Below are 24,906 nucleotides of genomic sequence, written 5' to 3' on the forward strand. Positions count from 1 at the left end.
GTGGTTAATCCCTTCTCTTTTGAATTTCTTTATTGATTTTTTCAATATCATTTAATTGAAGAACATATAGAATACACCAAACAATCAAGTAAATAATGGCTTCCGCAATAAGTACATACCATACCCCTGAATCAAACCAGCTACCAAAATAGCCTGCGGTTAGTACACATGCTGTCACCGCTACTAAATGGAGAAGAAGCTGAACTGTAAAAGGCAGTGGCTCAATATCAAAAATGAAGGATAGCAAACCAATAGCAATTCCAAGAATGGCTGCGATCACAATTTGCTCGAATAACTCTGTTCCTGACGCCAACGCATTATTTGATAGGACGCTAAGTGTCACTAAGACATAAGAGGAGCTAAGGGAAATGAGTAGACCGATAATCATCATGCGTAAATACTTCATGCTATGAATCCCTCCCAATACCTAAGTGTCTCTTTAATTCTTTTAAATATTTTCGACTGACATGAATGGCTACGTCATTTTCAAGTAATATCTGTGTAGTGCCGATTTTGCCCATTTGAATAGAGGATATTTTATGGATATTGACGAGTGTAGACTTACTCACGCGTACAAAATCTTTGGCTAGCTGAGCCTCAAGCTCATATAATTTTCGCTTGGACTCAAACTCTTGCTCATCTGTCTGTAAAAATACTTTGGCATCCTCTGCGTAAATGGAATAAATATCGGAAATTTTTAATAGATGAATTTCTTGTTGGTCATACCCATCTAGCATCGTCGTTTGGGATGCTTGAAGCTGTCTCATCAATCTTTCAATTTGCTCATTATATTCCTTGGCATGAATATGAACCTCAGTTTCCTCGAGCTCATGATTGATGGTTAAATGAATTTTCATAGGAGGCCTCCTTTAAAAACGCTGAATCAGGTATTACTAATGTAGCATAGAAAATTTTAGCAAGGATAAATTGTTCGATAAGAGGTTTTATTTGTTGGATAACAGGTTCTTTTTCAACGATAGCAAACAGCTCAAAAGTCGGTCCAGTAGAAAATGCGGATTATAAAGGTCATAATAGGTTTATCGAGTTGAAGGGGTTGCTACCATGTTTGTTTTTGATAAGCATATGTTCACCACATTATGCATTGGATTAATAGGTGCTGTAGTTTTTCAATTTTTCCATATACCGATGCCTTGGCTGTTAGGAGCGATTACAGCGGTGCTCACCGTGCAGCTATCCACCAACGTCCAATTAAAATGGCATCATTCTTTCCGCAATTTTGGTTTAGTCGTAGCGGGTTATTCTATCGGCTATGCCTTTACACCAGAAGCTGTACAGGACATCAAGCTTTTTTTAGGAAGCATGGTCGTGTTAAATATCATTTTTATTTTGTTATTTTTTGCAGTAAGTTTCCTTGTTGCCAAGCGTACAGATTTGGATTTTGCGACTGCCTTAACATGCTGTGTTCCTGGGGGCATGTCGCAGGTTGTGGCATTTGCGGAAGAGCAACAAGAGATGGATATGGTGGTCATCACATTCTTTCAAATCCTCCGCGTCCTTTTAATCGTTGGCTTTGTTCCTTTAATGGTGGCAGGAGCGGGTGGCAATAGTTCTATGATTGATGGAACATACACATGGAACCTTGTTGGTATACTTGTGGTATGTGGTGGCGCAGGGTGGCTAGCACAAAAGCTAAAAATTCCAACAGGCTATATGCTAGGCCCCGTGTTTTTACTAATGGGCATTAATATGGCAGGGATAGAAGTACCAAAATTACCATTATCACTTCTGCATATTGCTCAACTCATGCTAGGAATTTATATCGGATTATTATTGAAAAAAGAGGATTTACATTTATCGAAGAAGCATATCTTTTATGCGTTTGTTTCAGCGGGCATTTTTATAGGGGCAGCCTATGGTTTAACATTTGTGATGGCAGCATTGTACAGCCTTGATTTTAGGACAAGCTTTTTAAGTATTGTTCCTGGTGGTCTTGATCAAATGGGGATTATTGCCGCTTCAGTCCATGCAAATGTCACGATTGTCACGGCCTTTCAGCTTTTTCGTGTCTTAGTTGTCTCGATTTTCTTGGTGCCTGTTGTAAAAATATTTGTGAAAAAAGTGAAAACATGAGGGGCTATGAATCAACCTCTCATGTTTTTCTTTGTGCGAATTTCAAATAGAATTTTGGAATAATGATAAATGAACGTTAAATTTTCCCTTTCCAAATAATTCGAATAATGCTATGATAGTCATAACTATTATGAACGGAGGTGAAAAGGAATGAATAAAAACGCTACGAAAACATGTGTAAAGGTGGATACGGCTATGTATTTTGCACGTGTGATTACTTTCGATTTTGCGAACAACGGGATAGGTCTGTCCATTTTTAAGCAAAATCAAATAATAAACGTAGCGAATTAACCATTCTTTTTCACACATTTAATTGAGAAGAGGACTGCTTGTTAATGAGCAGTCTTTTTTGTGTTGTAAAGATGTTTTCGCACGTTTCATTGGAGGAAAAAACGATGCAAATGAAAGCTGAACAAATTCAAAAAATTATGGGTGGCAATATATTATTCGAGAACTTACAGCTAGAGGTAAATAGTGGTGAACATGTGGCGATTGTTGGTGTAAATGGCAGTGGAAAAACGACTTTATTACAACTGCTTGCAGGGGTAGAGATACCTGACAAGGGACGAATAATTAAAAGTAAAGAAGCGACGATTGGCTATTTACATCAGATTCCACATTATCCACTCCATGCTGTGAAAGAAGTGCTGGAGGAAGCATTTGCGGATATTTATGCAATAAAGGCAAAAATGACGGTACTTGAGCAAGAGATGCAGTCGACGGTCACGGATAAAATATTACTGCAATATGGGCAATTGCAGGAGCGATTTATGCTATTAGGGGGCTATGAAGTAGATGCGCAGCTGGCAATGATTGCAAATGGACTGGGTATTTCAGATATGCTAGAGCAGCCATTTAGTAGTTTAAGTGGTGGGGAAAAAACAAAGGTTATGCTTGGACAAATTTTATTGAAAAAGCCCTCTATTTTGTTATTGGATGAACCAACGAACCATCTGGATATGCAAGCCATTGAGTGGCTTGAACATTATGTGCGAAACTTTGAGGGAATTGTCATTGTCGTATCCCATGATCGTCAATTCATGAATCAAGTAGCCCAGAAGATTATTGAAATTGAGGATGGGGAGGCTTTTACGTATAACGGCCATTATGATGCTTATATAGCACAAAAAGAAGCAAAAATTGAGCAACAGTTTGCAAATTATGAAGAGCAGCAAAAGAAAATTAAAAAGATGCAAGAAACGATAAAACGATTAAAGCAGTGGGCAAATGAGGCGAATCCACCAAACGCATCGATGCATCGACGTGCTAAGAGTATGGAAAAAGCATTAGCACGTATCGAGCGAGTAAAGAAGCCTCTCGCTAAAAGGAAAATGAATTTAGCGTTAACGATGGCTGAACGCAGTGGTAAAGAGGTTGTGCTCTTGCAAGCCATTGATCATGGCTTTGATAAGCCTTTATTGAAGGACAGCAATCTAGCTGTTTATTTTGGCGAAAGATTAGCAATTGTTGGGAGCAATGGTAGTGGAAAATCAACATTATTAAAAATGATGTTAGGGGAAATCATTCCTAATCAGGGAGTGTGTCAGATTGGAAGCAATGTGAAATTTGGATACCTTTCCCAACAATTTGAACATCAAAATCCTGCTATTCGATTAATTGATGCCTTTCGTGAAAGTGTCGCCGTGTCAGAGGCGGAAGCTCGCCATATACTCGCACGATTTTTGTTCTATGGCTATGATGTCTTTAAAAAAGTGAAGGACCTAAGTGGTGGAGAAAAAATGCGTCTTCGTTTAGCACAATTAATGCATGAGGATATCAATGTCTTAATCTTAGATGAGCCAACGAACCATTTAGATATTGAAGCAAGAGAAGTATTGGAAGAGACACTAGAATCCTTTGAAGGCACGATTATTGGGGTGTCACATGACCGCTATTTCTTACAGAAAATTTTTACGAAAACGGCGTGGATTGAAAACCAGACTATTCAGGTTTTTGAGGGAGATTACGAGTGGGCTAGAGGAAAACGACAGGAACTTGCAATGAAAACGATTGAAAAACAACCAGTAAATAAAACGCAGCCACCTAAAAAAGAATTACCGATTGAACAACAAATTGAAAAATTAGAGACAAAACTACAACAACCATCGCTTGCTAAAGAACAACGGCAGAAGCTTGAACTGCAATTAGAACATTTATATGAAAGATGGTTAGAAGGGGGTACAGAGCATGTTTAATTTAGAACGCATTATGCAGCTTGATATAGAGTATGTGAAGAGTTTCAGTGAAGTGGAGGTTTGTAAGGAGGGGGTCTTATTTTACAATCAGGCTATCCCAACCTATTACGATGCAAATCATGCACAGATTTGGAGAAAGATTGCACAACCTGATTTATTTTTACAAGGCATCAAAGATTTCTACCAATCAAAGTCTCTGATTCCGCGGATTTATTTATATAATCTGGAAGAAAACCAGCTATGTATAGAGGCATTAGAGACGCACGGCTTTCAATATGAGCATTTTGTCAACGAAATTCAGTACTGGGACGGTGAATATGCGATACTTCCACCTAATCCTGCCATTCAAATTGAGCGTGTAACGGATGCAAATAGGGAGGAAGCATTAGCAGTAGAAATGAGCATTGCTGCATTTGGGGATCCTTCATTAATAAAAAAGGCATTTGAGCAAACCTATCATTCGCCACTTTTTACGTATTATCTATTAAGACTAGATGGGGTGGCGTGCTGCTCAGCGTCTATTTTTGTGTCAGGAAATCAAGGAAGGATTGAAAGTGTTGCAACAACTGAAAGCTATCGTGGTCGTGGTTTAATCGGCTATATGCTGCAACATATCCAACAGCAATCGGTCGAGCTGGGATTGGACGATCTTTGGATATTACCGATTAGTGAACAGGTTGCCAAAGTCTATGAGAAGGCGAATTTTAAATCGGTGGGCTCCATTGCATCGATTCATGCGTTTACTGAAGGAAAGAGCATTCAAGACATCCGCCAACAGGCTTAAATAGCTACACATAAAGCTCGCCAAATTCCTTTAGTGCTTACAAGGAATTTGGCGATTTTTTAGATCTGTACTTGCCAATATTGATACAAGCTGCTTTGATGAAGGGATGTTTTAAAATATAATCAGCAAAAATTTTTTTCCTGCTCCTGTAGCACGATAGCTGCTCATTACGACATCAAATTCCTCAGGCCTCAGTTAACAGCATTGTTTTTAATCCATTGTCATCTATTGTTTTGATATGAATTTGCGAGATGCAACCATACATGGGTTAGTGGAGCAGGTGGATAGGTGTTAAAGGATAAGTAGGAATAAATGAAAACTAGTAAAATCGTGAATAGTATCGACTATTCGGGATTTTTGTTTTATTGTTAAAAAGAAGGATTTTCAATTATTAAAAGTTTTTTACTTGAAAAAATGCCGTATTCGATTTATTGTCTTTAGAGATACTTGTTTAATGGACTTGGAGGATATGAAATGCACGGAATTTATATACGCTATAATGTCTCAGATGAAACCCAAGCAGCACAATGGCCCAAAAAAATGGATGCATTTGCGTATGTTCAACGAGGAAAACCACAACAAGACAATGATAACTTGCTGTCAAAAGAGGAGCTAAAAAGCCATGCAATTCGCTATATTAAAAGCTTGAAAGACAATGCAAGTGTCCATTTAGTAGAGCAGCGCAACGGTGAAATTGAACATTTTGATCGACGCTATATGGAATCATTAAAGTTAAAGGAAAGCATCGATTCACAACTTATTAATCTAGAAGAAATACGCTTATTATTGCAATTAATGAATGTCTTGAATTTATCCCATGCTTTTGGAGAAAATGCTGGAAAGCTCTTACGTCAAATAACGCCGTATGCCAAAGAGGTAGAGCATCCAACATTCCAAACAACACGCGTCGAGCGCCATTTTTATTCGGAACTAATAGAACAAATAGAAATGGTTTACGCACGAATTATGCGTCAGCACAACCCATCTACTACGGAAATGCAACAATCAGAAAAGCTATGGACAACAGTCTGTGAGCAAGCAATAGAAAAAGTAGAAGCACGAATCGAACGTTTATCTTCTATTAAGTTAAAGCATGAGAAAAATTTACTAGAGTTTAGTCACTTAAAACAGCAAAATATCGAAGCAAAGGAACGCTTAGATCTAGCTGTCCATGAACTGGACGCCATTTTAAATGTATTAGAATCATAAGAAAAGCATGTCTCTGTCAAAATCGGAGACATGCTTTTTATGTTGTTGTCGGATAGAAGGACAAAAGTGACGGATAGTGCTGTGAATGTAGCGGTTAGCAGTGCGAAAGTGGTGGAAAGCTTCGTAAGGTTGACGGATAGCTATGCTTTACTTCGCTTTCTCCTCTGTTTGATCCCGCTTAGATTGGCGTGAAAGGCGGATTAAATCCAATCCAAGCAGCACAACAATAATATAGAATAGAGGACTTGTGAACGATAAGCCAATTTGTGACTGACCGCCAAGTAATGTTAAAACAATCCATAATCCAACTGTATACAATGTTAATCCGATATAAGCCTTTTTGGATAATCTTTTATATCTACCCTTGTCGAAGGCTAGCTGAATGATGACAAGCCCAACTAATATAAGCAATATTATTTTTTTAGTCAGCATCGCAGCAATAGCTGTATCAGGGAAGAAATCATTAACGAATAATAACGTGAAAAAAATTAAAATTACAAAATTTAAGATTGTCGAAAGCTTCATGCCATTTCTCCTTAGTTGTCAGAATACTTTTCTATTGTAACATGGTTCTAATGAAAGCAAAAAATAATACTTTAAAGAAGAGTTTGAAAAATTTTGAAACTTTTCCTGAGGTACATCCGTATAGTAGGTAATATGATGAAAAGGGGTGAGCAACTTGACGCTATTTGGCTATTCACTCGAGCAGATCTTTTTGGTGGTTTTGATTTTCGCCGGCCTTGCCACAGTATTGGTTATGTTTTTTGGTGATGCAGTCGAAGGTATTGGGGAAGGACTGCCCATTTTTAATCCGAGTGTCATTCTATCTTTCATTACGTTGATGTCAGCAGCAGGTTTTATCTTAGAAAAACTAGCCTGGTTCTCTAGCGTTTGGAACATCATTGCTGCATGTATCATCGGCGCTATTTTAAGTTCCATCTTTTATTTATTTGTCCTCGTTCCGCTACGTTCCGCTGATGTTTCATTAGCTTACACAGAGGAGTCGCTGGGCGGCCAATTAGGAAGAGTTATTGTGCCAATTCCAGTAGATGGTTTTGGAGAGGTTGTTATCGAAACGACAAGTGGTATGATTTCAAAACGAGCAACGGGCTATGATAATGAAGCCATTGACTATGATGAAACCGTACTTGTTGTGGATGTGAAGGACGGAACACTTTTTGTAAGAACGTACGAGAAAAAATTTGTTTAAAGGAGAGATATGTCTATGTCAACCGATATTTTAATTGTTTTAGGAATTGTAGCATTTGTTTTAATTGCCCTAGTTGGCTTATATGTGACAAAGTATCGTACGGCGGGTCCTGATGAAGCACTGATTGTGACAGGTAGCTATCTCGGCTCTAAAAATGTACATAAGGATGAGTCGGGAAATCGTATTAAAATCATTCGTGGGGGCGGTACATTTGTCTTCCCTATTTTCCAACAAGCACAGCCGTTAAGCTTACTTTCTAGTAAACTAGAAGTGACAACGCCTGAGGTGTATACAGAGCAAGGTGTTCCTGTTATGGCAGATGGTACAGCTATTATTAAAATTGGCGGTTCCATTTCAGAAATTGCGACAGCAGCAGAGCAGTTTTTAGGAAAGCAAAAGGCGGAGCGCGAAGGGGAAGCACGTGAGGTGCTAGAAGGTCATTTACGTTCGATTTTAGGGTCCATGACGGTTGAAGAAATCTATAAAAATCGTGATAAATTCTCCCAGGAAGTTCAACGTGTTGCTTCACAAGATTTAGCGAAGATGGGTCTTGTCATTGTATCCTTTACGATTAAGGATGTACGAGATAAAAATGGCTATTTAGATTCACTGGGGAAACCGAGAATCGCACAGGTAAAACGCGATGCTGATATTGCGACAGCAGATGCAGAAAAAGAAACACGTATTAAACGTGCAGAAGCGTCTAAGGAAGCACAAAAGGCAGAACTAGAGCGTGCGACGGAAATTGCTGAAGCAGAAAAAGAAAATCAATTAAAAGTAGCTGAGTTCCGACGTGAGCAGGATATTGCGAAAGCCCGTGCTGACCAAGCGTATGAGCTTGAAACTGCTCGTGCAAAGCAGGAAGTAACAGAGCAAGAAATGCAAATTCGCATTATCGAGCGTCAAAAGCAAATTGAATTAGAAGAAAAAGAGATTTTACGTAGAGAAAAGCAATATGATTCTGAGGTTAAAAAGAAAGCAGATGCAGACCGCTATGCAGTGGAGCAAAATGCCGCAGCTGAAAAGATGCGCGAGCTTGCACAGGCTGATGCGGAGAAATATCGTATTGAATCATTGGCAAAAGCAGAAGCAGAGAAAATTCGTTTGGATGGTCTTGCCAAAGCAGATGCAGAGCGGGCACAAGGGGAGACTGAGGCTGATATCATTCGTCTTCGCGGTCTGGCTGAAGCTGAAGCTAAACGTAAGATTGCCGAAGCCTTTGAATACTATGGTCAAGCAGCTGTACTAGATATGGTTGTACGCATGATGCCAGAGTATGCAAAAGAGCTTGCAAGTCCACTTGGCAATATCGATAAGATTACTGTGGTCGATACTGGTGGTGGAGAAGGCAGTGGCGCTAATAAAGTAACGTCTTATGCTACTAATTTAATGTCTACACTACAAGAAACATTAAAAGAAACTTCTGGTCTTGATGTAAAAGAGCTGATTGAAAGCTATGCTGGGAAGCACACATTGCGTCCAGAATTAGAGCAGATTGCTTTAGGACTTGAAAAAAAGCAAGCACCTGAAGAAACGAAAGAAGCGGTAGAGCAATCCTAACAAAAAGCGACCTGATGAGATATTTCATCAGGTCGCTTTTGTTATTGTTGTTGCTGCCATTCACTGACAAGCATGCCATAAATCACGTGATTTACATAATGATCATAGAGCCATTCTGCAGCTCGAATGGTTCCTTCTTGCATGAATCCAAGACGTTCTGGGATTGCGCGACTTTTGTGATTGGCTTCCGCAACACGAATTTCAACTTTATGAAGCTTCAATGTTTCAAAGGCATATTGCAATAAAGCTTTTACCGTTTTCGTCATGATGCCATGTCCTTGTGCTCCTTCGCTCAACCAATAGCCAATAGTGCCGATTTTATTGCTCGGGTTAATCGCGTTAAAGCCTGCAATGCCAACAATTTCATTTTTAAAGAGAATGACTAGGGAGAGGCTACTGTTCGCTTCATGGCCCTTAATACAGCCCTCAATATAGGCTTTTGTATCCGCCAGTTCTTTTGTGAAATCTAGCCATGGTAGCCATTCTTTCAGATATTCCCTCGAGGCATCCGTTAATGCAAAAACCTTCTCTGCATCCTCAGGTGTAATCATCCGTAGAACTAAATCATGGTTAATGGTAATTTGCATTATTGTTCACCTCATGATTATTTTAATGCATTGTGCATAAAGTCTTTCATTTCTCGGCTAAGTAAAGTTAATTCTTCTATAATTTCGCTGAAATCCTGTACGAGCTGTGCTTGCTCATTTGTTGCATCATTGATTTGTCCCATATTTTGCTTTAGATTATCTAGATTTCTATTGATATTTCGTAATGACGATTCTATATTTTCAGTAGCACTAGATGTCTCAAAGGACAGTTTTCGAACTTCCTGTGCCACAATATTAAAGCCAGCGCCGTGCTGTCCAGCACGTGCAGCCTCGATGGATGCATTTAAACCTAATAAATTCGTTTGGCGAGATATACTTTTAATTAAATCTGTCACGGCATTTGTTTTTTCAGAGTCCTCTAGGGCATGCTGTGCCTGCTTATTAATTTCCTCACTAGTGGCCGCTAATTCCTCAGAATGGGAAGCGATTGTATGTACTTTATCCTGTAGACTGTTGACGATCTTATCCATCGTAGCCATATAATCTTCAAGTTTGAGCTCATTATCTATTGGTAAGCCAAAAGCTAATGCACCTACTACTTGACCATTTTCACGAATGGGGAATGAAAAAGCATTGATTGCTACACCATAAACATCCTCTGGTATCACCACATCTGCATTTTGTCCATTAAAGGCGATGAAAACATTTTGGTCATTGGCGTTAACTTTTTGTCCATCATGGTAGCCAGAATCCACACGTTTACCTGCTAAATATTTAACGACTGTTTCACTTTCCTTTTCAACAACAGCTACAATGGCTTCTTGCTTTAATGCTAAATGAATATAAGGTGTTGCAAGGGTTAAAGCTTCAATAATTTTCATAAAAATTCCTCCAAGTCTCGTCAATGAAAATGGTTGTATCATCTGTCTGCATTGTGACAATGGTTCTAGATGATTACTTTTACTGTAGCACAATATTTGCCAAGTCAAAATAGCTATTTATTTTTTATGAAAAGAAAATCATCCAAATCTGAAAGGCTTTTTATTTGTCAATTATTATTTTTTTTTACCTGTGAAAGCGAAGGTCTTTATGTCTATTTTTTGACAAAGGGACGTGTGTTTTGCGAAATATTGTATTAGAATAATAGTAGCATGGGGAAGAAGTTAAGGAGAGAGTTTCATGGACTATATACAAAAGGGTACGAGGGCGTTTCATAAAGCGAATTGGGCCTTATTTTTAGCAGGCTTTATTACGTTTGCTAACCTATATGTAACGCAGCCATTACTACCAACATTTTCAGAAGCATTTCACGTCTCACCAGCTGTAGCAAGTTTATCTCTTTCAGTAACTACCTTTGCATTAGCGGTGAGTTTAATAATTGTCAGTTCGTTATCAGAAGCATGGGGAAGAAAATCATTGATGACGATTTCTATTTTTGCAGCTTCTGTCCTGACACTTGCTCTTGCATTTTCACCTAACTTTGAAACGATTTTAGTTTTGCGTGTTGTACAAGGCATCGTTTTTGCAGGTTTACCAGCAATCGCTATGGCTTATTTGGGAGAAGAGATGGAACCAGCAAGCTTAGGGATTGCCATGGGCTTATATATTAGCGGTAATTCAGTAGGGGGACTTAGTGGACGAGTTATTATTGGTACCTTAACGGACCATTATAACTGGCATACAGGCATGATGGTACTAGGAGGAATCAGCCTGCTAGTTAGTTTATTGTTTGTCTGGATGTTACCAAGCTCCAAACATTTCAGCGCACGACCTTTACAATTAAAAGCATTGACCAAAACCCTACTGCAACATTTAAGAGATCCTTCTATGCTGTGTCTTTATGGGATGGGGTTTCTTTTAATGGGAAGCTTTGTCACACTTTATAATTATATTGGCTTTAAACTAATGGCACCTCCCTATAATTTAAGTGCCACAATTGTAGGTTGGATATTTGTCATTTATTTAGTTGGGACATTTAGCTCGGCATGGTTTGGCAGTTTAGCCGATCGTTATGGTCGCCAACGAATGCTCTTACTGGCCATTGCCATTATGTTAGCAGGAGCTATAGTAACGCTCAACGGGCTCCTTACTTTAAAGATTATAGGGATAACAGTTTTTACCTTTGGCTTTTTTGCAGCTCATTCAATCGCAAGTGGCTGGGTGAGCAAACGAGCATCCCACGATAAAGCACAAGCATCTTCTCTCTATTTATTTTTCTATTATTTTGGTTCAAGTGTTGGAGGAACAGTAGGTGGCCTTTTTTGGATGAAATATGGGTGGATGGGTGTTATAGCGATGATTGCGCTGTTTTTATTCATTGCTTGTGGCCTATCATTTTTATTAAAAAGATTTATTGTTAGACAACGTATCACAACATGATGTGAGGTGTCATTTTGCAGGAATTACTTTTCTATTTTTTCATTATTCTAGCAGCTTCTATTTTACAAACAAGTACAGGATTTGGTTTTTCTGTTATGGCAACGCCTTTTTTACTGTTGCTATTTACTCCACAAGAGGCGATGCAAATAAATATAATTCTGTCCCTTGTTATTTCGTTCTCTCTCGTATGGAAGGTGAGACATGATATTGACGTAGCTTTGCTTAAAAAGGTGATGATCGGTAGTGTTGTGGGTGCTCCATTTGGTAGTCTACTCTTTGCCTTAGTCGATGTGACGACATTTAAGCTGCTCATCGCTATCCTTCTTATAGGGCTTACGATTCTGTTGATTAAAAATCTCTCTATTCAACAAACAGGGAGTAGAGATTATGGCGTTGGTTTTATATCAGGTATGTTCACAACCAGTATTGGGATGGCTGGACCACCACTGTTACTCTATTTTGCGAGCACACATAGAGATAAAGAAACCATTAGAGCTGTTTCACTAGCCTATTATATTTTTATCTATCTTATTAGCCTACTTTCTCAAGTTATTTTTGAGGGCACAAGTGGAATGGTTTGGGTATATAGTATGTACGCCTTGCCAATTGTTTTCTTAGGGCTTATTTTTGGACAAATGCTATTTACTCGATTAAATCAAAAGTTATTTAGAACATTAATTTATATTCTACTAGTAGCAGCAGGCTTAATTTTGTTGATCCAAAGTTTATGGACAATGCTATAAACAACAAAAGAAGTATGGGGGATGATACATCCTCCATACTTCTTATTTGTTAACCCATAATATTGTAGCCAGCGTCGATGTAGATTGTTTCACCAGTGACACCACGGGATAGGTGAGATAGCATGACAATCGTCATATCTGCTACTTCGTCTTGTTGAACATTCCGTTTTAAAGGAGCTGTTTCTTCGATTTTGTGTAAAATTGTGTTAAAGGAAGGGACACCTTTTGCAGCTAGTGTACGAATAGCACCAGCTGAAATAGCATTGACGCGAATATTATCTTGGCCGATATCAGCAGCAAGATAGCGCATAGAAGCCTCTAAAGCAGCTTTTGCTACGCCCATCACATTGTAGCCATCAAGTACTCGTTCTGCACCTAAGTAACTCATCGTAACGATAGAGCCACCCTCTGTCATGTATGGATGAGCTGCTTTAGCCGTCGAAATAAGTGAATAGGCGCTTGTATCTTGTGCAAATGCATAGCCTTCTCGAGTTGTTTCAAGGAAGCGGTTGTGTAAATCTTCTGCATGTGCAAAAGCCACTGAATGGACAATTCCATGAATAACGCCAACCTTTGAGCCGATTACATCAAAAGCTGCTTTTGTGCTGTCGTCACTATTCACATCACATTGAACAACAAGAGAATCGGATTGTCCGATATTTTCTAATTGTTTTTGTAATTTTTTTAATGAACGTTCTTGACGATACGTGAAGATGACATTTGCACCAACGTCAAATAAACGTTTAGCAATGCCCCAAGCAATACTGCGATCATTTGCTACGCCCATGACAACAATGTTCTTATCTTTTAATTGTAATAAATTATCCATCATTATGAAGAACTCCTTTGTGAGATAATATCTGTTATTAGTACCAACTACTAAAATCTTATCATACATAAAATATCGTTGCAATAACAAGATGAAAAGAGAAGTAGTTGAGAGAGCAAAAAAAATTCATCTCTTTACAGTAGAGACGAATTAAAAAGTGTGCTATTTTATTTTGTTACATAATGATCATACATATCTACTGCTCGATTAACAGCACTACTGACAGTGATTCTAAAGCAATTTTGTGACCGAATGACCTGTGCCAATATTTTGATTGCTCTTGTTTGATTTTTATGGAATAAAGCATTGTCTGTTTGAAAATCATCGTCTAAAAAGGCAAGATAATAAGGTATTCGATTTTGTGGTTTTAACAAATCAGATTCTGCACTTTTTTCAAGTGTATCGTACACCCATAAATCGATGGCATTTCCTAAGTGGAAGGCTGCAAAATACTGAAAATCATCATTCTCACATTCTTTTACTTTTTGAATTATTTGAATTTTTTGGAGCTCATCTAATAAGAATGTATTGATGGAATAATAGATGGCTTTAGAAGGATTTAGAATGAGCTCATCGGTCTGCTGCGATTTTAAGAAAACCCAGTTATTTAACACGTTTGCCCATGCGTCCACATTATTCAAACATTTCGCACAAACATCTGGAAATATTGATTGCCACTTTGCAGCAAGATTTTTAAATCTATTCATATGGTCTTGATCAATATAAAATAAACTATGCTCAACTTGTAACTGCTCAAACATTCACATTCCTCCAATAGATTGGTATGTATAGCAATGGACCATATGCCTATTATCTTGATGCAAAAGATAGCCAATATTTTAATCAATAAGAAGGCATCCCCTGAAGGATGCCTTTTAAGATATACATCAACGGAAGACTATTCAAATTTTAATGAGTCACCATCGAATGTTTCATCTGCTACTTTGATAGAGTCTGTTGGACAACCTTCAAAAGCGTCTTGCATATCTTCCAATAGATCCTCTGGAACTTCAGCAGTTCCCATGTTATCATCTAAAATAACGAAGGCAATGCCTTCATCATCATAATCATAAATGTCTGGCGCTGCGGCTCCACATGCGCCACAAGCGATGCATGTATCTTTATCAACTATTGTGTATTTAGCCATTTTATTCTCTCCTTTAACGATGTTCCTACAAAGCTTCATACTCATTTTAAAGATGTTTATCTTACATTTCAACTTAAATACTATTAAATTGGAGGAATTTGCGTCAATGTTTCATCAAATTTTATTGCAAATCTTTCAAAAACTCAATAAAGAGCGGACGATTTCGGCTGCCTATCATGTCCTAAGAGGGAAGCGTTCAGGCCAGACGATTCAAGATATTGGTCTTTTTCAATTGCATCAATATTTTGGCCTCTTGCCAAAACTATCTCGTACTACATTTGATGAGGCTGTAAACTTATTTATGCAGAATAGTTGGTTAAATGTGCAGGAATCTGGTCATTTTTACATGGAAACGCTAGGATTACAACGTGCACAACAAACGCCAACCTTTTTCTTTGATGGTTGGCACTATCGGGGAAATGAGCATGTGTTTTTTGCGAGGCTCTCTCTCATTGTACAAAGTTTGTCACATCAAGCCGCAGCCGTTCGTACCTTTTCACCGATTAGTAGAGATACAATGATTCAAGCGTGGGTGCGAACTTTTTTACAGGCACATCATTATAAGGAAGGTCATTTACAGCAGCAATTATTGACAGAATGTAATCATGTGCTAACTATTCTCCCTGTGTCAGATGCAAGCAAACAGCTTGTTCTGTATCGTTTAAGTGGTTATCAATTACCAGGATGGACGTGGCAACAGCTTGCAGATGAACGGAAGGAAACTGTACTGGATAGTCAATTAGCTTTTATTGAAACCCTACATATATTATTAAATGAAGTGCATCAAAAAATAGATGATTACCCATTGCTAGGGCATGTGGCAGAAGGATTAAAAGTTAAAATATTGCTAACAGATTCTGCACAACAAACCGCACAATTATATGAACAAGGTTATTCGATGGAGCAAATTGTTCAAATGAGAAAACTAAAACAAAGTACAATTGAGGATCATTTTGTGGAATTAGCTATGTATGAACCGAACTTTTCTATTGGCCCATTCGTCTCCTATGATGAAGCTCAAAAAGTGTGGCAGGCATCGAAGCAGTATCAAACAAAAAAATTGAAAATATTACATGAAGCTTTAAACGATATGAGTTATTTTCAATTAAGGCTTGTCCTTGCGAAAGGAGAAGTATAAATGGAACTTGAACAATTATTGCATAAGCATTTTGGTTATTCATCATTTCGACCAGGACAGAAAGAAGTCATTGAGGCATTACTACAAGAACAAGATGTTATTGCCTTATTGCCAACAGGAATGGGAAAATCACTCTGCTACCAGCTACCAGCCTATACATTAGAGAAACCTGTACTAATTGTTTCACCATTACTGTCATTAATGCAGGATCAAGTAGAAGAGCTGAAGCGTTTTGGGGAAAAGAGGGTGGTAGCTTTAAATTCCTTTTTATCACTAACAGAGAAACGTTATGTATTACATTATTTAGAGCAATATCGTTTTATTTTTACTTCCCCAGAGATGCTGCTCCAGCAACAGGTACAAGAGAAACTGGCGCAGATGAAGCTAGGTTTAATCGTAGTAGATGAGGCACATTGTATCTCACAATGGGGCTTTGATTTTCGACCAGATTATTTACGAATAGGTGACTGGCTAACGAGAGGAAATCGTCCGCCGATTTTGGCATTATCTGCTACGGCAACAAAGAAGGTTGTTCGAGATATACGGGAAACTTTATCTCTCAAAGCTCCATTCGAGTTTATGTATAATGTTGACCGCCCGAATATTCATTTAGGCCGTGTAGTAGTGGAGGATAAGGCTGATAAAGCTAGATGGCTCATGCACCATATTACGGAAACAGCAGGACCTGGTATTTTATATGTTTCCTCACGTAAACGTGCGCAACAATATAGCGAAGCCTTATTACAAGCTGGCGTTCGTGTTGCTGCCTATCATGCTGGCTATGGGGCGGAGGACCGTCAATTTATTCAACAGCAATTTATAGCTGGAGAACTTGATTGGATCGTTGCAACAAATGCTTTTGGCATGGGCATTAATAAGCTTGATATACGGCAGGTTATTCATGAATCAATGCCAGCCAATATCGCGAATTATATGCAGGAGATTGGACGAGCAGGGCGGGATGGTCACTCTGCACTTGCTATTTTACTGTATGCTGAAGGTGATGAGGAGCTGGCTAAATTTGTTGTGACAGGTGATTTACCAACTTTACATCATGTTGACCGCTATCAGGAACTGCTATCTCAGCAAATACAGCCAATCCAAATGTTGAAAAATGGGGAGTTAAGTGAGACAGCCTTCCGTGTGTTAGATTATTGGCTACAACGAGAGTCTTCGGAACAAGTGAAGGTCCGATTAAATCATTTAGCACTAGAGAAATACAATGCAGTGAATGAAATGCTTCAAATCATACAGACAAAAGACTGTATTCGTGAACATTTAGTCGGGTATTTTGGGCAAAAATTGCAGAAAAAACCGGAAAATTGTTGTGAAAATTGTGGAATCCATTATGATGTAATCAAGAAAGTACGCTTAAAAGAGAAAAAGAAAGTAGAAATGGCAACGTGGGAAAGTCGATTGCAACAATTATTAATGGGTAATTAGACTAAAACTGACGGTCATTTACTTTTTTCGTAAAATTCGTCATAATAGAGATGATAGAAAGCGTAGTAAGGTTGGGGGAAAGGCGAATGAATAAAGAAGATTATCGCGATAAAATAGAAGAGCATCGTCAATCATTTGAAGATGAGCAAAAAGAACAGCAATCCTTATCTAGAGTTTCCAGAATGAATAAAAATGGTAATAAAAACAAAAAGCCAAAAGATTCGAAACGTAAAACACCATTAATGACGATTCTTTTTGTTATTTTTATCTTGATACCGTTAACGATTCTTATCTATTTTTGGAAATTTTATGAACCAGGAAAAACGATTGAACAAGCCGAAAAGGATACAGCTGAACAGGTTGTCGAATTAGATCCTTCAGAAGCATCTGCGTCAGATAAAGATAAGGATAAAGAAGATAAGGGTCAAGACGCTCAGGGGGATAAGAAGGCTCAGGAGCAGTCTCAAAAAGATGCTGAAAAATTAGCAGCTGAGCAAAAAGCTGCTGAAGAAGCGAAAAAGGCTCAAGAGGCGAAAAAGGCAGAGGAAGCAAAAAAAGTCGAAGAAGCTCGAAAAGCTGAAGAAGCAAGAATAGCTCAACAACAAGCAGAGGCAGCAAGAAAAGCAGAAGAGGCTAGAAAAGCGGAAGAAGCAAAACAGAATGCTAAAGCAACGACACATACTGTAAAAGCAAATGAGAACTTATACCGAATTGCATTAAATCACTATGGCGATGGCAGTGAAGCGACTTTAGCTAAAATTCGTGCTGCTAATGGGATGTCCTCTAATACTGTAATGGTTGGGCAAGTCATTAAACTACCTTAATAGAATTTTTTTATCGTTATATAGTTTTTCTAGTATAAAATTACAGACAAATGTTCACACCAAAACGTACGTCTGATTTAGCAAAAAGGCGATTCTTCTTAAAAAACGAATCGCCTTTTTGCTGTAGTAAGGAGAAGTGAGAAAATGCTATATTTAGGGCTATTTCTTTTGGTAGTCATCGCCCTTCTACTTTATATGTGGAAGGTGGCACATGAAAATAATGTATTGTCTCACCAGCTTTCATTACAGGGTGAACAGGAGAAGGTACGATTATTTTTTATTTCAGATGTTCATTTACGTAAAATAAGTAAGAAAATGATTGCACAGTTACAGGGACATCATTTTGATGCAGTAATTATTGGCGGTGATTTTGCGGATAGCCGTACACCGATTGAACGTATTCATGAAAATTTAACATTATTAACGTCCCTTGGACCAACCTATTTTATTTGGGGCAATAATGACAGAGAAATTGGGGAAGAAAGACTGAAGGACATTTTACAGGCATACCATGTTCAAATCATTGTCAATGATGCCGTTCAACTTCCGCTTAAAAATCGCTTTTGGTTAAGTGCTATTGAGGATACAACCGTAAAAGAATATAGTTTTGAAAAAGCTTTTGCAAAGATAGGAGATCAGGATTTAGTTGTTTTCATCGCCCATAATCCAGGGGTTTTTGCGAAAGTTCGTACAAAGTTCCGTGCGGATTTAATGATGGGGGGACATTTACACGGAGGGCAAATCCGATTCGGCCCATATGGTGTCCATCCAAATGGTTCCTATCGTCGACGTGATGGTGTTATGACTTTAGTAAGCAATGGCTATGGGACGACATTAGTGCCTTTTCGATTTGGTGCAAAGCCCCAATGTCATATAATTGACATTGATATTTCGAGTAAATAAACAACCAAAACGTGTGAGAAGGCGTATAATAAAAAGGTATCGTCTATTCTATGATAATGTGAAAGCATGGAGCAGCAATTTTTGCTGTTCAAATTCGATTGGAGTGTCAAGAAATGCAGCAAGCAGATGCAATTATTGTTGGAGGAGGCCCATGTGGCTTAGCAGCAGCAATAGCTTTGCAAAATATTGGTTTACAACCTATCGTGATTGAAAAAGGAAATATCGTCAATGCCATCTATCATTACCCTACACATCAAACATTTTTTAGTACGAGTGAACGGTTAGCCATTGGTGATGTACCATTTATTATTGAAGGACGTAAGCCGAAACGCAATCAAGCCCTTGTCTATTATCGAGAGGTCGTCCGTTTAAAGAATATACAAGTTAATCGCTTCGAAAAAGTACAAAGTGTTGTAAAAAATAATGATTTATTCACTGTTACATCTGATAAGGATACGTATATAACGCCCTATGTTGTCATTGCAACAGGATATTATGATCATCCAAATTATTTAAATATCCAAGGTGAACAGTTACCTAAAGTATTCCATTACTTTAAAGAGGGCCATGAATTTTTTGATACGGATGTTCTAGTTATAGGTGGCAAAAATTCAGCGATAGATGCCGCATTAGAATTAAATAAAGCCGGCGCTCGTGTAACCGTAGCCTATCGTGGCAGCGAATACTCTCCAAGCATCAAGCCATGGGTATTGCCCGAATTTGAAGGGGTAGTCAAAACTGGAGAAGTTGACATGCTTTTTAATACAAATGTAGTAGAAATACGAGAGCATGAAGTTGTTTTAGAAGTAGAAGGCCAAGAGAAAGTAGTAAAAAATGATTTCGTTTTTGCTATGACGGGTTATCATCCTGATCACTCCTTTATCAAAGCAATGGGCGTACAGATAGAGGAAGCAACAGGTCGTCCTTATGTAACGCCTGAAACGATGGAAACCAATGTTGAAGGATTATTCATTGCAGGAGTTATTGCAGCAGGAAATAATGCCAATGAAATTTTTATTGAAAATGGTCGTTTCCATGGCGAATGTATCGCTCGAATTATTGAGCAGAGAAAATAATAATGATCGAGGCTGTATAGGCATGTAGCTTATACAGCCTTTTTAGCAAGGAGGCAACTCAATGATTGGCTTGTATTGGCTCTTAAGTTATTTAATAGGAAACATCTTGACGGCTTATTTCGTTGGTAAGATATACGGTGTCAATTTGCAGGAAGAGCGTAGTAAAAATTTAGGCGCACGTAATGCGGGAAGTGTGATTGGGAAAACGGCGTTTATTTTGACTCTTCTTGGCGATTCATTAAAAGGTGTACTTGTTGTTGGATTAGGACGCATGTGGCAATTGGATGAATGGGTCGTGATTGGCGGAGCTGCGTGGGTGATAATAGGGCATCTATTTCCGATGTGGCTGAAATTGAATGGAGGGAAAGGTGTAGCTACGTTTATTGGTGTGGGTCTCGCCTTATCGCCAAGTCTTTTTTTATGGATGATCCTTGGTACTGCACTTATATCTGCATTTACTAGAAGTCTGACACTTGGCATGGTTGGGGGCTTTGTTTTCTATATAGCCGCAATTATACAAGCGGGGGAAGTAGAGTCATATGGACTTTTAATCATGGCAATCGTGTTTATGCTTATAAAGCATATGTCTAATATTCAGGAATCATTGAAAAGAGGGAAGTGAAGGAAATGTATTGGTGTAAAATTGCCAAGACAGATGAAGAATTTGAGGCGATTGCTCGATTGAATTATGAAACATTTGTAGAAGAAATTCCTCAGCATGATGCGAATGCATCGCGAAAAAAAGTTGACCGATTTCATCAGGAGAATACCTATGTCGTTGTTTATAAGCAAACAGAATTAATTGGCATGGTGGCGTTTAGAGATCAACGACCATTTTCTATTGATGAAAAGATTGGTAAGGTCGAACAGTATTTATCGAAGGAAAATTGTGAGAAGCTTTGTGAAATTCGTTTGCTTTCTGTGAAGAAAGGTTATCGAACGGGTCGAGTTCTATTAAAGCTTACTCAAGCCTTAACTACATTTGCCTACGAAAAAGGCTATTCTGCGGCAGTGATTTCAGGTACAACGAGAGAGGAAAAACTATATAAGCAGATGGGTTTTCAGCAGTTTGCGCCAGCTGTCGGGGAAGAGGGTGCGATGTTTTTACCGATGGTGCTCACTAGACATGAATTTGAGCAATCTTTACAACATAGACTAACGACGGAAACCTCTACATTTTATCCTGGACCAGTGAAGCAATTAGAGACAATCGCTCATTCAGATTTATCACATCGTTCACTACCTTTTAATGCGCTTTATGAACGAGTACAGAAGAAGTTGCTACATCTATCGAATGCCAATCATGTTGGTGTAATCGTAGGGACAGGAACGCTAGCAAATGAAGTGATGCTTGTGCAACTAAAGGCACAGCAATTAGGAAAAGGGCTTATTCTAACAAATGGAGAATTTGGTGAGCGTTTACGGAAGCAAGCCGCTCGTTGGTCATTACATTTTGAGGTCGTAGAAAAAGAGTGGGGAACGGTATTTGATGACAAAGAACTGGCTTCACAGCTTGAGACGGGGTCTTATCAGTGGATGTTGGCCGTACATGGTGAGACTTCCACGGGAACTTGTAATAACTTAGACATTCTTAAAAAGCTTGCTAAACAATACAATGTAAAGTTATGTATAGATTGTATTAGTTCGTTCGGTGCCATGCCGTTTTCTTTACAGGACTGCTATTTAGCTACGGCTGTGAGTGGTAAGGCCATTGGTGCATTAAGTGGGCTAGCATTTGTATTTTCGCAATCACTGGTACCCTCATCTGCTACTCTACCCGCTTATCTTGATTTAGCAAATTATCAGCAAGGTGCCATACCATTTACATTACCTGCTGTATTACTGAGCAATGTGGAGACGGCATTGCAAGCCTATCCAGCACGTTATGAGCAGCTACAGCAACGCTTTCAATCACTGCTGCAGCTACCAATCATGCAATTTCAATATCCAACAATTCAATATCCGATGCTGATAACGGTTCAATTGCCTCATACTTATGCTAACGTACTTATTGATTTAGCATTAAACGGACTATTCGTTCATGGTGAAAGCCAGTATTTACGCCAAAAGAATTTCATTCAATTTTCTGTGATACAACCAGATTTTGATGAAGCTTTTGCTCGGCTTAGTGAGATACTGAGCTATTATGAACAAGTGATCGAGGTATGAGGAAAGATACTTTAACGTTACAGGAAAAAGTCCTTTAAATTTAAAGGCGAGCCAGTTGTGTTAAGGCCTATTAATAATTTTAAGCGTGCCTTTTGGCCATTAATACCTGTGGCAAATATGGCGCCTAAGTCTTCTAGCATTTTACCACCACCCACATAGCCATAAACACCTTCTGCGATACCATTAAAGCAGCGGGAAACAAGTACAACTGGGATGTCTCGCTGTATAAGGCTTTCAATTCCCTTTACAACAGATGGTGGGACATTCCCTTGACCTAGTCCTTCTAGCACAACACCATCATATTTGCACGCAAGCACGACATCCAATAAATCTTCTTCCATACCAGCATACACTTTTAGCATTGCGACACGCTTGGATAAATTGTTAACATCTACATATTGTCGACGAATTGGTGCGTGATGGAATAAGATTCGAGATTTTGTAATAAGTCCAATCGGTCCATATTGTGGAGATTGAAAAGTATTTACTGAACTTGTGCTTGTTTTTGTTGTATTTACAGCAAGATGAACCTCATCATTCATCACAACAAGCACACCTTTATCACGTGCTTCTTCATCAACAGCTACTCGGACTGCCTCCACTAAATTATAAATCCCATCTGCTCCAAGTTCGTTAGATGAACGCATTGCTCCTGTTAGCACAATAGGAATGGCTAAGTTTGTTGTTAGCTCTAAGAAATAGGCGGTTTCTTCCAATGTATCCGTACCGTGTGTGATGACCACACCGTCAATTGGCTGTGCGTCAATTTGTTCCAAAATCAAGTTACGCAGTAAAAGCATCTCTTTCGGTGTGATATGTGGAGAAGGAAGGTTAAAAGCTTCTATTTCGATAATGCTTGCTAGGGAAGCTAGTTTATTACTTTCCTTCATTAGAGGATTTTCCTTATTTGGCATGACCGCTCCTTCAGCACTCATCGCCATGGAGATTGTGCCGCCAGTATGAATTAATAAAATTGATTTTTTCATAAAAAATAAATCTCCTTTTAAAAAATTTTTTTGTCATTACATGGTATAATAATAGCAGTCTATTGTTGAAAGGAGCCGGCATCATGATCATTTTATTATCTGCTGCCATTGCTCCCGGTCTAGCGCTTTTTAGTTATTTCTATTTGCGCAATCAGATGGCTACGGAGCCAAGAAGAACTTTACTACAAACGTTTTTATACGGCGCATTTTTAACGTTCCCAATCATGTTTTTACAGTATGTATTAACAGAGGAAGGGGTTTTTCGATATCTTTATCTTCAAGACGTACTATTTTCAAGTGTCATTGAAGAGTTTTTTAAATGGTTTGTGCTATTAATTGCCATCTATAATCATATAGAATTTGATGACCCTTACGATGGTATATTGTACGGGGCAAGCATTTCTCTTGGCTTTGCTACGATTGAAAATGTTCTTTATTTACTTTCATTTGGCTTAGACACGGCATTTATGCGAGCCTTATTACCAGTATCGAGTCATGCTTTGTTTGGTGTCGTAATGGGCTATTATTATGGACGGGCTAAGTTTTCGAAACTTGTTAAGACAAAAGAGATGATTGCTATGGCGCTTTGTGCACCAGTCGTACTTCACATTCTATACAATACAATATTATCATTCAAAGGTCACTGGGTTTATTTAATGATTCCTTTTATGTTGTTTTTATGGTGGTTTGGCTTGCGCAAAGTGAAGCTTGCACATTATCATCTGGTGCAGCATCTTCACATGCAAAAGAAAATATAAAGCGTAGAAATCGTCAAAGATTTCTACGCTTTATTTCATTTTTATCATGTATAAATTACTCCTTTTGTTTCAAGCTATAAAAAAAAGGAGTGATAAAAGTGCGTTTAGTAAGCATACTTTTTGCTTTGATATTAGGAATTAGTATAATTGCGATTCCTCAAAATGATGCAAATGCATTTAGCGATCAGCAAATTACTCGAGGTGCCTATGGAGATGATGTCATTGAATTGCAAGCAAGGCTACAATACTTAGGTTTTTATAAGAGTAAAATTGATGGTAAATTTGGCTACAACACATACTGGGCTTTACGTAATTTCCAGGAAAATTATGGATTACCGGTAGATGGAATTGCAGGCGCTAAGACAAAGAAAGCGTTAACGGGCAATTCAGATTATGATGAAAAATGGGTGAAAGCTCAATTAAATGCAGGAAATCAATTTACTTATTATGGTGGCAAGCCACTTGATCAGCAAGTGAAAAAGAATACTAGTGGTGGCAGTAGCAATAGTAGTGGAAGTAGTAATAATAATGGAACACAGACACAAGTTCCTCCCAAATATACAGAGCGTGATTTACAGCTAATGGCGAATGCGGTATATGGAGAGGCAAGAGGAGAACCATATGAAGGACAAGTAGCAGTTGCTGCAGTTATTTTGAATCGTTTGGAAAGCCCAGATTTCCCGAATACTATTTCAGGTATCATTTTCCAACCGTTAGCATTTACGGCCGTTGCAGATGGGCAAATTTGGCTTGAGCCAAATGAGCGAGCAAAAGAGGCAGTTATTGATGCAATGAACGGCTGGGACCCTTCTGAAAATGCATTGTATTATTTCAATCCAAAAACTGCAACGAGCAAATGGATTTGGTCACGTCCACAAATTAAACAAATTGGAGAGCATATTTTCTGTTCATAG

At 38.5% G+C, this 24,906-nt stretch carries 27 protein-coding genes; 18 read left to right on the plus strand and 9 right to left on the minus strand.

What is annotated here, in order from left to right:
• Window positions 1–4: 4 nt before the first annotated feature.
• Complete coding sequence (locus tag MHB39_RS07080) at window positions 5–406, minus strand: DUF3021 domain-containing protein (RefSeq protein ID WP_339280719.1); 402 nt, start codon at window positions 404–406, stop codon at window positions 5–7.
• Between the two features lies 1 nt (window position 407).
• Window positions 408–857: a LytTR family DNA-binding domain-containing protein gene (locus MHB39_RS07085; protein ID WP_342546085.1), complete on the minus strand. Its 450-nt coding sequence runs from the start codon at window positions 855–857 to the stop codon at window positions 408–410.
• A 205-nt stretch (window positions 858–1,062) separates the two neighbouring features.
• Between MHB39_RS07085 and MHB39_RS07090 the strand changes: the two genes are divergently transcribed.
• The 5 genes from MHB39_RS07090 to MHB39_RS07110 all read left to right on the plus strand — a co-directional run bounded on the left by MHB39_RS07090 (window position 1,063) and on the right by MHB39_RS07110 (window position 6,279).
• Window positions 1,063–2,091, plus strand: a complete 1,029-nt coding sequence (locus tag MHB39_RS07090) for an AbrB family transcriptional regulator (RefSeq protein WP_342546086.1) — start codon at window positions 1,063–1,065, stop codon at window positions 2,089–2,091.
• Between the two features lie 150 nt (window positions 2,092–2,241).
• Window positions 2,242–2,382 carry an RAxF-45 family protein gene (locus MHB39_RS07095; RefSeq protein ID WP_342546087.1) on the plus strand — a complete coding sequence of 47 codons (141 nt, stop codon included), beginning with the start codon at window positions 2,242–2,244 and terminating at the stop codon, window positions 2,380–2,382.
• A 104-nt stretch (window positions 2,383–2,486) separates the two neighbouring features.
• The gene (gene abc-f / locus MHB39_RS07100) at window positions 2,487–4,286 is read left to right on the plus strand and encodes an ABC-F type ribosomal protection protein (RefSeq protein ID WP_342546088.1); all 1,800 of its coding nucleotides are present in this window, start codon (window positions 2,487–2,489) and stop codon (window positions 4,284–4,286) included.
• Window positions 4,279–5,070 (plus strand): GNAT family N-acetyltransferase, encoded by a 792-nt coding sequence (locus MHB39_RS07105; RefSeq protein ID WP_036079910.1) that lies wholly within the window; start codon window positions 4,279–4,281, stop codon window positions 5,068–5,070. The genes abc-f and MHB39_RS07105 overlap by 8 nt, the downstream gene beginning before the upstream one ends.
• Before the next feature lie 474 nt (window positions 5,071–5,544).
• On the plus strand, window positions 5,545–6,279 hold the full coding sequence (locus MHB39_RS07110; RefSeq protein WP_016995241.1) for a hypothetical protein: 735 nt from the start codon (window positions 5,545–5,547) through the stop codon (window positions 6,277–6,279).
• Window positions 6,280–6,426: 147 nt separating this feature from the next.
• Here the strand turns inward: MHB39_RS07110 and MHB39_RS07115 are convergent, their stop codons facing one another.
• Window positions 6,427–6,804, minus strand: a complete 378-nt coding sequence (locus MHB39_RS07115) for a hypothetical protein (protein ID WP_312126855.1) — start codon at window positions 6,802–6,804, stop codon at window positions 6,427–6,429.
• 154 nt (window positions 6,805–6,958) lie between these two features.
• On the opposite strand from MHB39_RS07115, the gene MHB39_RS07120 reads away from it, so the two are divergent.
• Both MHB39_RS07120 and MHB39_RS07125 read left to right on the plus strand, forming a co-directional pair.
• Window positions 6,959–7,489 carry a hypothetical protein gene (locus MHB39_RS07120; protein ID WP_004232545.1) on the plus strand — a complete coding sequence of 177 codons (531 nt, stop codon included), beginning with the start codon at window positions 6,959–6,961 and terminating at the stop codon, window positions 7,487–7,489.
• 15 nt (window positions 7,490–7,504) lie between these two features.
• Window positions 7,505–9,049, plus strand: a complete 1,545-nt coding sequence (locus MHB39_RS07125) for a flotillin family protein (protein WP_004232547.1) — start codon at window positions 7,505–7,507, stop codon at window positions 9,047–9,049.
• 41 nt (window positions 9,050–9,090) lie between these two features.
• On the opposite strand, the gene MHB39_RS07130 is transcribed toward MHB39_RS07125, so the two are convergent.
• Window positions 9,091–9,636 (minus strand): GNAT family protein, encoded by a 546-nt coding sequence (locus MHB39_RS07130; RefSeq protein WP_342546089.1) that lies wholly within the window; start codon window positions 9,634–9,636, stop codon window positions 9,091–9,093.
• A 17-nt stretch (window positions 9,637–9,653) separates the two neighbouring features.
• Window positions 9,654–10,478 carry a methyl-accepting chemotaxis protein gene (locus MHB39_RS07135; RefSeq protein ID WP_237899964.1) on the minus strand — a complete coding sequence of 275 codons (825 nt, stop codon included), beginning with the start codon at window positions 10,476–10,478 and terminating at the stop codon, window positions 9,654–9,656.
• Window positions 10,479–10,776: 298 nt separating this feature from the next.
• Between MHB39_RS07135 and MHB39_RS07140 the strand changes: the two genes are divergently transcribed.
• Complete coding sequence (locus MHB39_RS07140; protein ID WP_342546090.1) at window positions 10,777–11,976, plus strand: MFS transporter; 1,200 nt, start codon at window positions 10,777–10,779, stop codon at window positions 11,974–11,976.
• Between the two features lie 14 nt (window positions 11,977–11,990).
• Entirely contained in the window at window positions 11,991–12,719 is a 729-nt protein-coding gene (locus MHB39_RS07145; RefSeq protein WP_016993331.1) for a sulfite exporter TauE/SafE family protein, read from the plus strand.
• 49 nt (window positions 12,720–12,768) lie between these two features.
• Here the strand turns inward: MHB39_RS07145 and MHB39_RS07150 are convergent, their stop codons facing one another.
• The 3 genes from MHB39_RS07150 to MHB39_RS07160 form a co-directional block, all read right to left on the minus strand.
• Window positions 12,769–13,551 (minus strand): SDR family oxidoreductase, encoded by a 783-nt coding sequence (locus tag MHB39_RS07150; RefSeq protein WP_342546091.1) that lies wholly within the window; start codon window positions 13,549–13,551, stop codon window positions 12,769–12,771.
• A gap of 164 nt (window positions 13,552–13,715) precedes the next feature.
• Window positions 13,716–14,309 carry a hypothetical protein gene (locus MHB39_RS07155; RefSeq protein WP_103117711.1) on the minus strand — a complete coding sequence of 198 codons (594 nt, stop codon included), beginning with the start codon at window positions 14,307–14,309 and terminating at the stop codon, window positions 13,716–13,718.
• Window positions 14,310–14,446: 137 nt separating this feature from the next.
• Window positions 14,447–14,695, minus strand: coding sequence for a ferredoxin (locus tag MHB39_RS07160; protein WP_004232564.1), 249 nt, complete (start codon window positions 14,693–14,695; stop codon window positions 14,447–14,449).
• Between the two features lie 106 nt (window positions 14,696–14,801).
• Between MHB39_RS07160 and MHB39_RS07165 the strand changes: the two genes are divergently transcribed.
• The 7 genes from MHB39_RS07165 (at window position 14,802) to MHB39_RS07195 (ending at window position 22,248) form a co-directional block, all read left to right on the plus strand.
• The gene (locus tag MHB39_RS07165) at window positions 14,802–15,833 is read left to right on the plus strand and encodes a helix-turn-helix domain-containing protein (protein WP_048389783.1); all 1,032 of its coding nucleotides are present in this window, start codon (window positions 14,802–14,804) and stop codon (window positions 15,831–15,833) included.
• Window positions 15,834–17,276 (plus strand): ATP-dependent DNA helicase RecQ, encoded by a 1,443-nt coding sequence (locus tag MHB39_RS07170; protein ID WP_342546092.1) that lies wholly within the window; start codon window positions 15,834–15,836, stop codon window positions 17,274–17,276.
• A gap of 86 nt (window positions 17,277–17,362) precedes the next feature.
• Window positions 17,363–18,100: a LysM peptidoglycan-binding domain-containing protein gene (locus MHB39_RS07175; RefSeq protein ID WP_342546093.1), complete on the plus strand. Its 738-nt coding sequence runs from the start codon at window positions 17,363–17,365 to the stop codon at window positions 18,098–18,100.
• 144 nt (window positions 18,101–18,244) lie between these two features.
• A complete protein-coding gene (locus MHB39_RS07180; RefSeq protein WP_016993338.1) occupies window positions 18,245–19,003 on the plus strand; it encodes a metallophosphoesterase in 759 nt (252 codons plus the stop codon).
• A gap of 113 nt (window positions 19,004–19,116) precedes the next feature.
• Entirely contained in the window at window positions 19,117–20,079 is a 963-nt protein-coding gene (locus MHB39_RS07185; RefSeq protein WP_342546094.1) for a YpdA family putative bacillithiol disulfide reductase, read from the plus strand.
• A 61-nt stretch (window positions 20,080–20,140) separates the two neighbouring features.
• Entirely contained in the window at window positions 20,141–20,701 is a 561-nt protein-coding gene (locus MHB39_RS07190; protein WP_036079876.1) for a glycerol-3-phosphate acyltransferase, read from the plus strand.
• A gap of 5 nt (window positions 20,702–20,706) precedes the next feature.
• Complete coding sequence (locus tag MHB39_RS07195; RefSeq protein WP_342546095.1) at window positions 20,707–22,248, plus strand: aminotransferase class V-fold PLP-dependent enzyme; 1,542 nt, start codon at window positions 20,707–20,709, stop codon at window positions 22,246–22,248.
• Between the two features lie 17 nt (window positions 22,249–22,265).
• Here MHB39_RS07195 and MHB39_RS07200 read toward each other — a convergent pair whose 3' ends face one another.
• On the minus strand, window positions 22,266–23,234 hold the full coding sequence (locus tag MHB39_RS07200) for an asparaginase (protein WP_016993341.1): 969 nt from the start codon (window positions 23,232–23,234) through the stop codon (window positions 22,266–22,268).
• 83 nt (window positions 23,235–23,317) lie between these two features.
• Here MHB39_RS07200 and prsW point away from each other — a divergent pair, with 83 nt between their 5' ends.
• Both prsW and sleB read left to right on the plus strand, forming a co-directional pair.
• Window positions 23,318–23,992, plus strand: coding sequence for a glutamic-type intramembrane protease PrsW (gene prsW / locus MHB39_RS07205; protein WP_004232588.1), 675 nt, complete (start codon window positions 23,318–23,320; stop codon window positions 23,990–23,992).
• Window positions 23,993–24,090: 98 nt separating this feature from the next.
• Window positions 24,091–24,906, plus strand: a complete 816-nt coding sequence (gene sleB, locus MHB39_RS07210) for a spore cortex-lytic enzyme (protein WP_054550704.1) — start codon at window positions 24,091–24,093, stop codon at window positions 24,904–24,906.

This window comes from Lysinibacillus sp. FSL K6-4013, assembly GCF_038630435.1.
In the GTDB taxonomy this organism is placed as follows: Bacteria; Bacillota; Bacilli; order Bacillales_A; family Planococcaceae; genus Lysinibacillus; species Lysinibacillus boronitolerans.

What these genes read in the sequence shown, in the direction of transcription:
- MHB39_RS07200 (WP_016993341.1), bottom strand. Translation starts at nt 23,234, where the DNA reads ATGAAAAAATCAATTTTATTAATTCATACTGGCGGCACAATCTCCATG.
- MHB39_RS07090 (WP_342546086.1), top strand. Translation starts at nt 1,063, where the DNA reads ATGTTTGTTTTTGATAAGCATATGTTCACCACATTATGCATTGGATTA.
- MHB39_RS07115 (WP_312126855.1), bottom strand. Translation starts at nt 6,804, where the DNA reads ATGAAGCTTTCGACAATCTTAAATTTTGTAATTTTAATTTTTTTCACG.
- MHB39_RS07135 (WP_237899964.1), bottom strand. Translation starts at nt 10,478, where the DNA reads ATGAAAATTATTGAAGCTTTAACCCTTGCAACACCTTATATTCATTTA.
- abc-f (WP_342546088.1), top strand. Translation starts at nt 2,487, where the DNA reads ATGCAAATGAAAGCTGAACAAATTCAAAAAATTATGGGTGGCAATATA.
- MHB39_RS07105 (WP_036079910.1), top strand. Translation starts at nt 4,279, where the DNA reads ATGTTTAATTTAGAACGCATTATGCAGCTTGATATAGAGTATGTGAAG.
- MHB39_RS07155 (WP_103117711.1), bottom strand. Translation starts at nt 14,309, where the DNA reads ATGTTTGAGCAGTTACAAGTTGAGCATAGTTTATTTTATATTGATCAA.
- MHB39_RS07165 (WP_048389783.1), top strand. Translation starts at nt 14,802, where the DNA reads ATGTTTCATCAAATTTTATTGCAAATCTTTCAAAAACTCAATAAAGAG.
- MHB39_RS07095 (WP_342546087.1), top strand. Translation starts at nt 2,242, where the DNA reads ATGAATAAAAACGCTACGAAAACATGTGTAAAGGTGGATACGGCTATG.
- MHB39_RS07175 (WP_342546093.1), top strand. Translation starts at nt 17,363, where the DNA reads ATGAATAAAGAAGATTATCGCGATAAAATAGAAGAGCATCGTCAATCA.
- MHB39_RS07125 (WP_004232547.1), top strand. Translation starts at nt 7,505, where the DNA reads ATGTCAACCGATATTTTAATTGTTTTAGGAATTGTAGCATTTGTTTTA.
- prsW (WP_004232588.1), top strand. Translation starts at nt 23,318, where the DNA reads ATGATCATTTTATTATCTGCTGCCATTGCTCCCGGTCTAGCGCTTTTT.
- MHB39_RS07185 (WP_342546094.1), top strand. Translation starts at nt 19,117, where the DNA reads ATGCAGCAAGCAGATGCAATTATTGTTGGAGGAGGCCCATGTGGCTTA.
- MHB39_RS07150 (WP_342546091.1), bottom strand. Translation starts at nt 13,551, where the DNA reads ATGATGGATAATTTATTACAATTAAAAGATAAGAACATTGTTGTCATG.
- MHB39_RS07180 (WP_016993338.1), top strand. Translation starts at nt 18,245, where the DNA reads ATGCTATATTTAGGGCTATTTCTTTTGGTAGTCATCGCCCTTCTACTT.
- MHB39_RS07170 (WP_342546092.1), top strand. Translation starts at nt 15,834, where the DNA reads ATGGAACTTGAACAATTATTGCATAAGCATTTTGGTTATTCATCATTT.
- MHB39_RS07085 (WP_342546085.1), bottom strand. Translation starts at nt 857, where the DNA reads ATGAAAATTCATTTAACCATCAATCATGAGCTCGAGGAAACTGAGGTT.
- MHB39_RS07130 (WP_342546089.1), bottom strand. Translation starts at nt 9,636, where the DNA reads ATGCAAATTACCATTAACCATGATTTAGTTCTACGGATGATTACACCT.
- MHB39_RS07110 (WP_016995241.1), top strand. Translation starts at nt 5,545, where the DNA reads ATGCACGGAATTTATATACGCTATAATGTCTCAGATGAAACCCAAGCA.
- MHB39_RS07140 (WP_342546090.1), top strand. Translation starts at nt 10,777, where the DNA reads ATGGACTATATACAAAAGGGTACGAGGGCGTTTCATAAAGCGAATTGG.
- MHB39_RS07190 (WP_036079876.1), top strand. Translation starts at nt 20,141, where the DNA reads ATGATTGGCTTGTATTGGCTCTTAAGTTATTTAATAGGAAACATCTTG.
- MHB39_RS07160 (WP_004232564.1), bottom strand. Translation starts at nt 14,695, where the DNA reads ATGGCTAAATACACAATAGTTGATAAAGATACATGCATCGCTTGTGGC.
- MHB39_RS07195 (WP_342546095.1), top strand. Translation starts at nt 20,707, where the DNA reads ATGTATTGGTGTAAAATTGCCAAGACAGATGAAGAATTTGAGGCGATT.
- MHB39_RS07080 (WP_339280719.1), bottom strand. Translation starts at nt 406, where the DNA reads ATGAAGTATTTACGCATGATGATTATCGGTCTACTCATTTCCCTTAGC.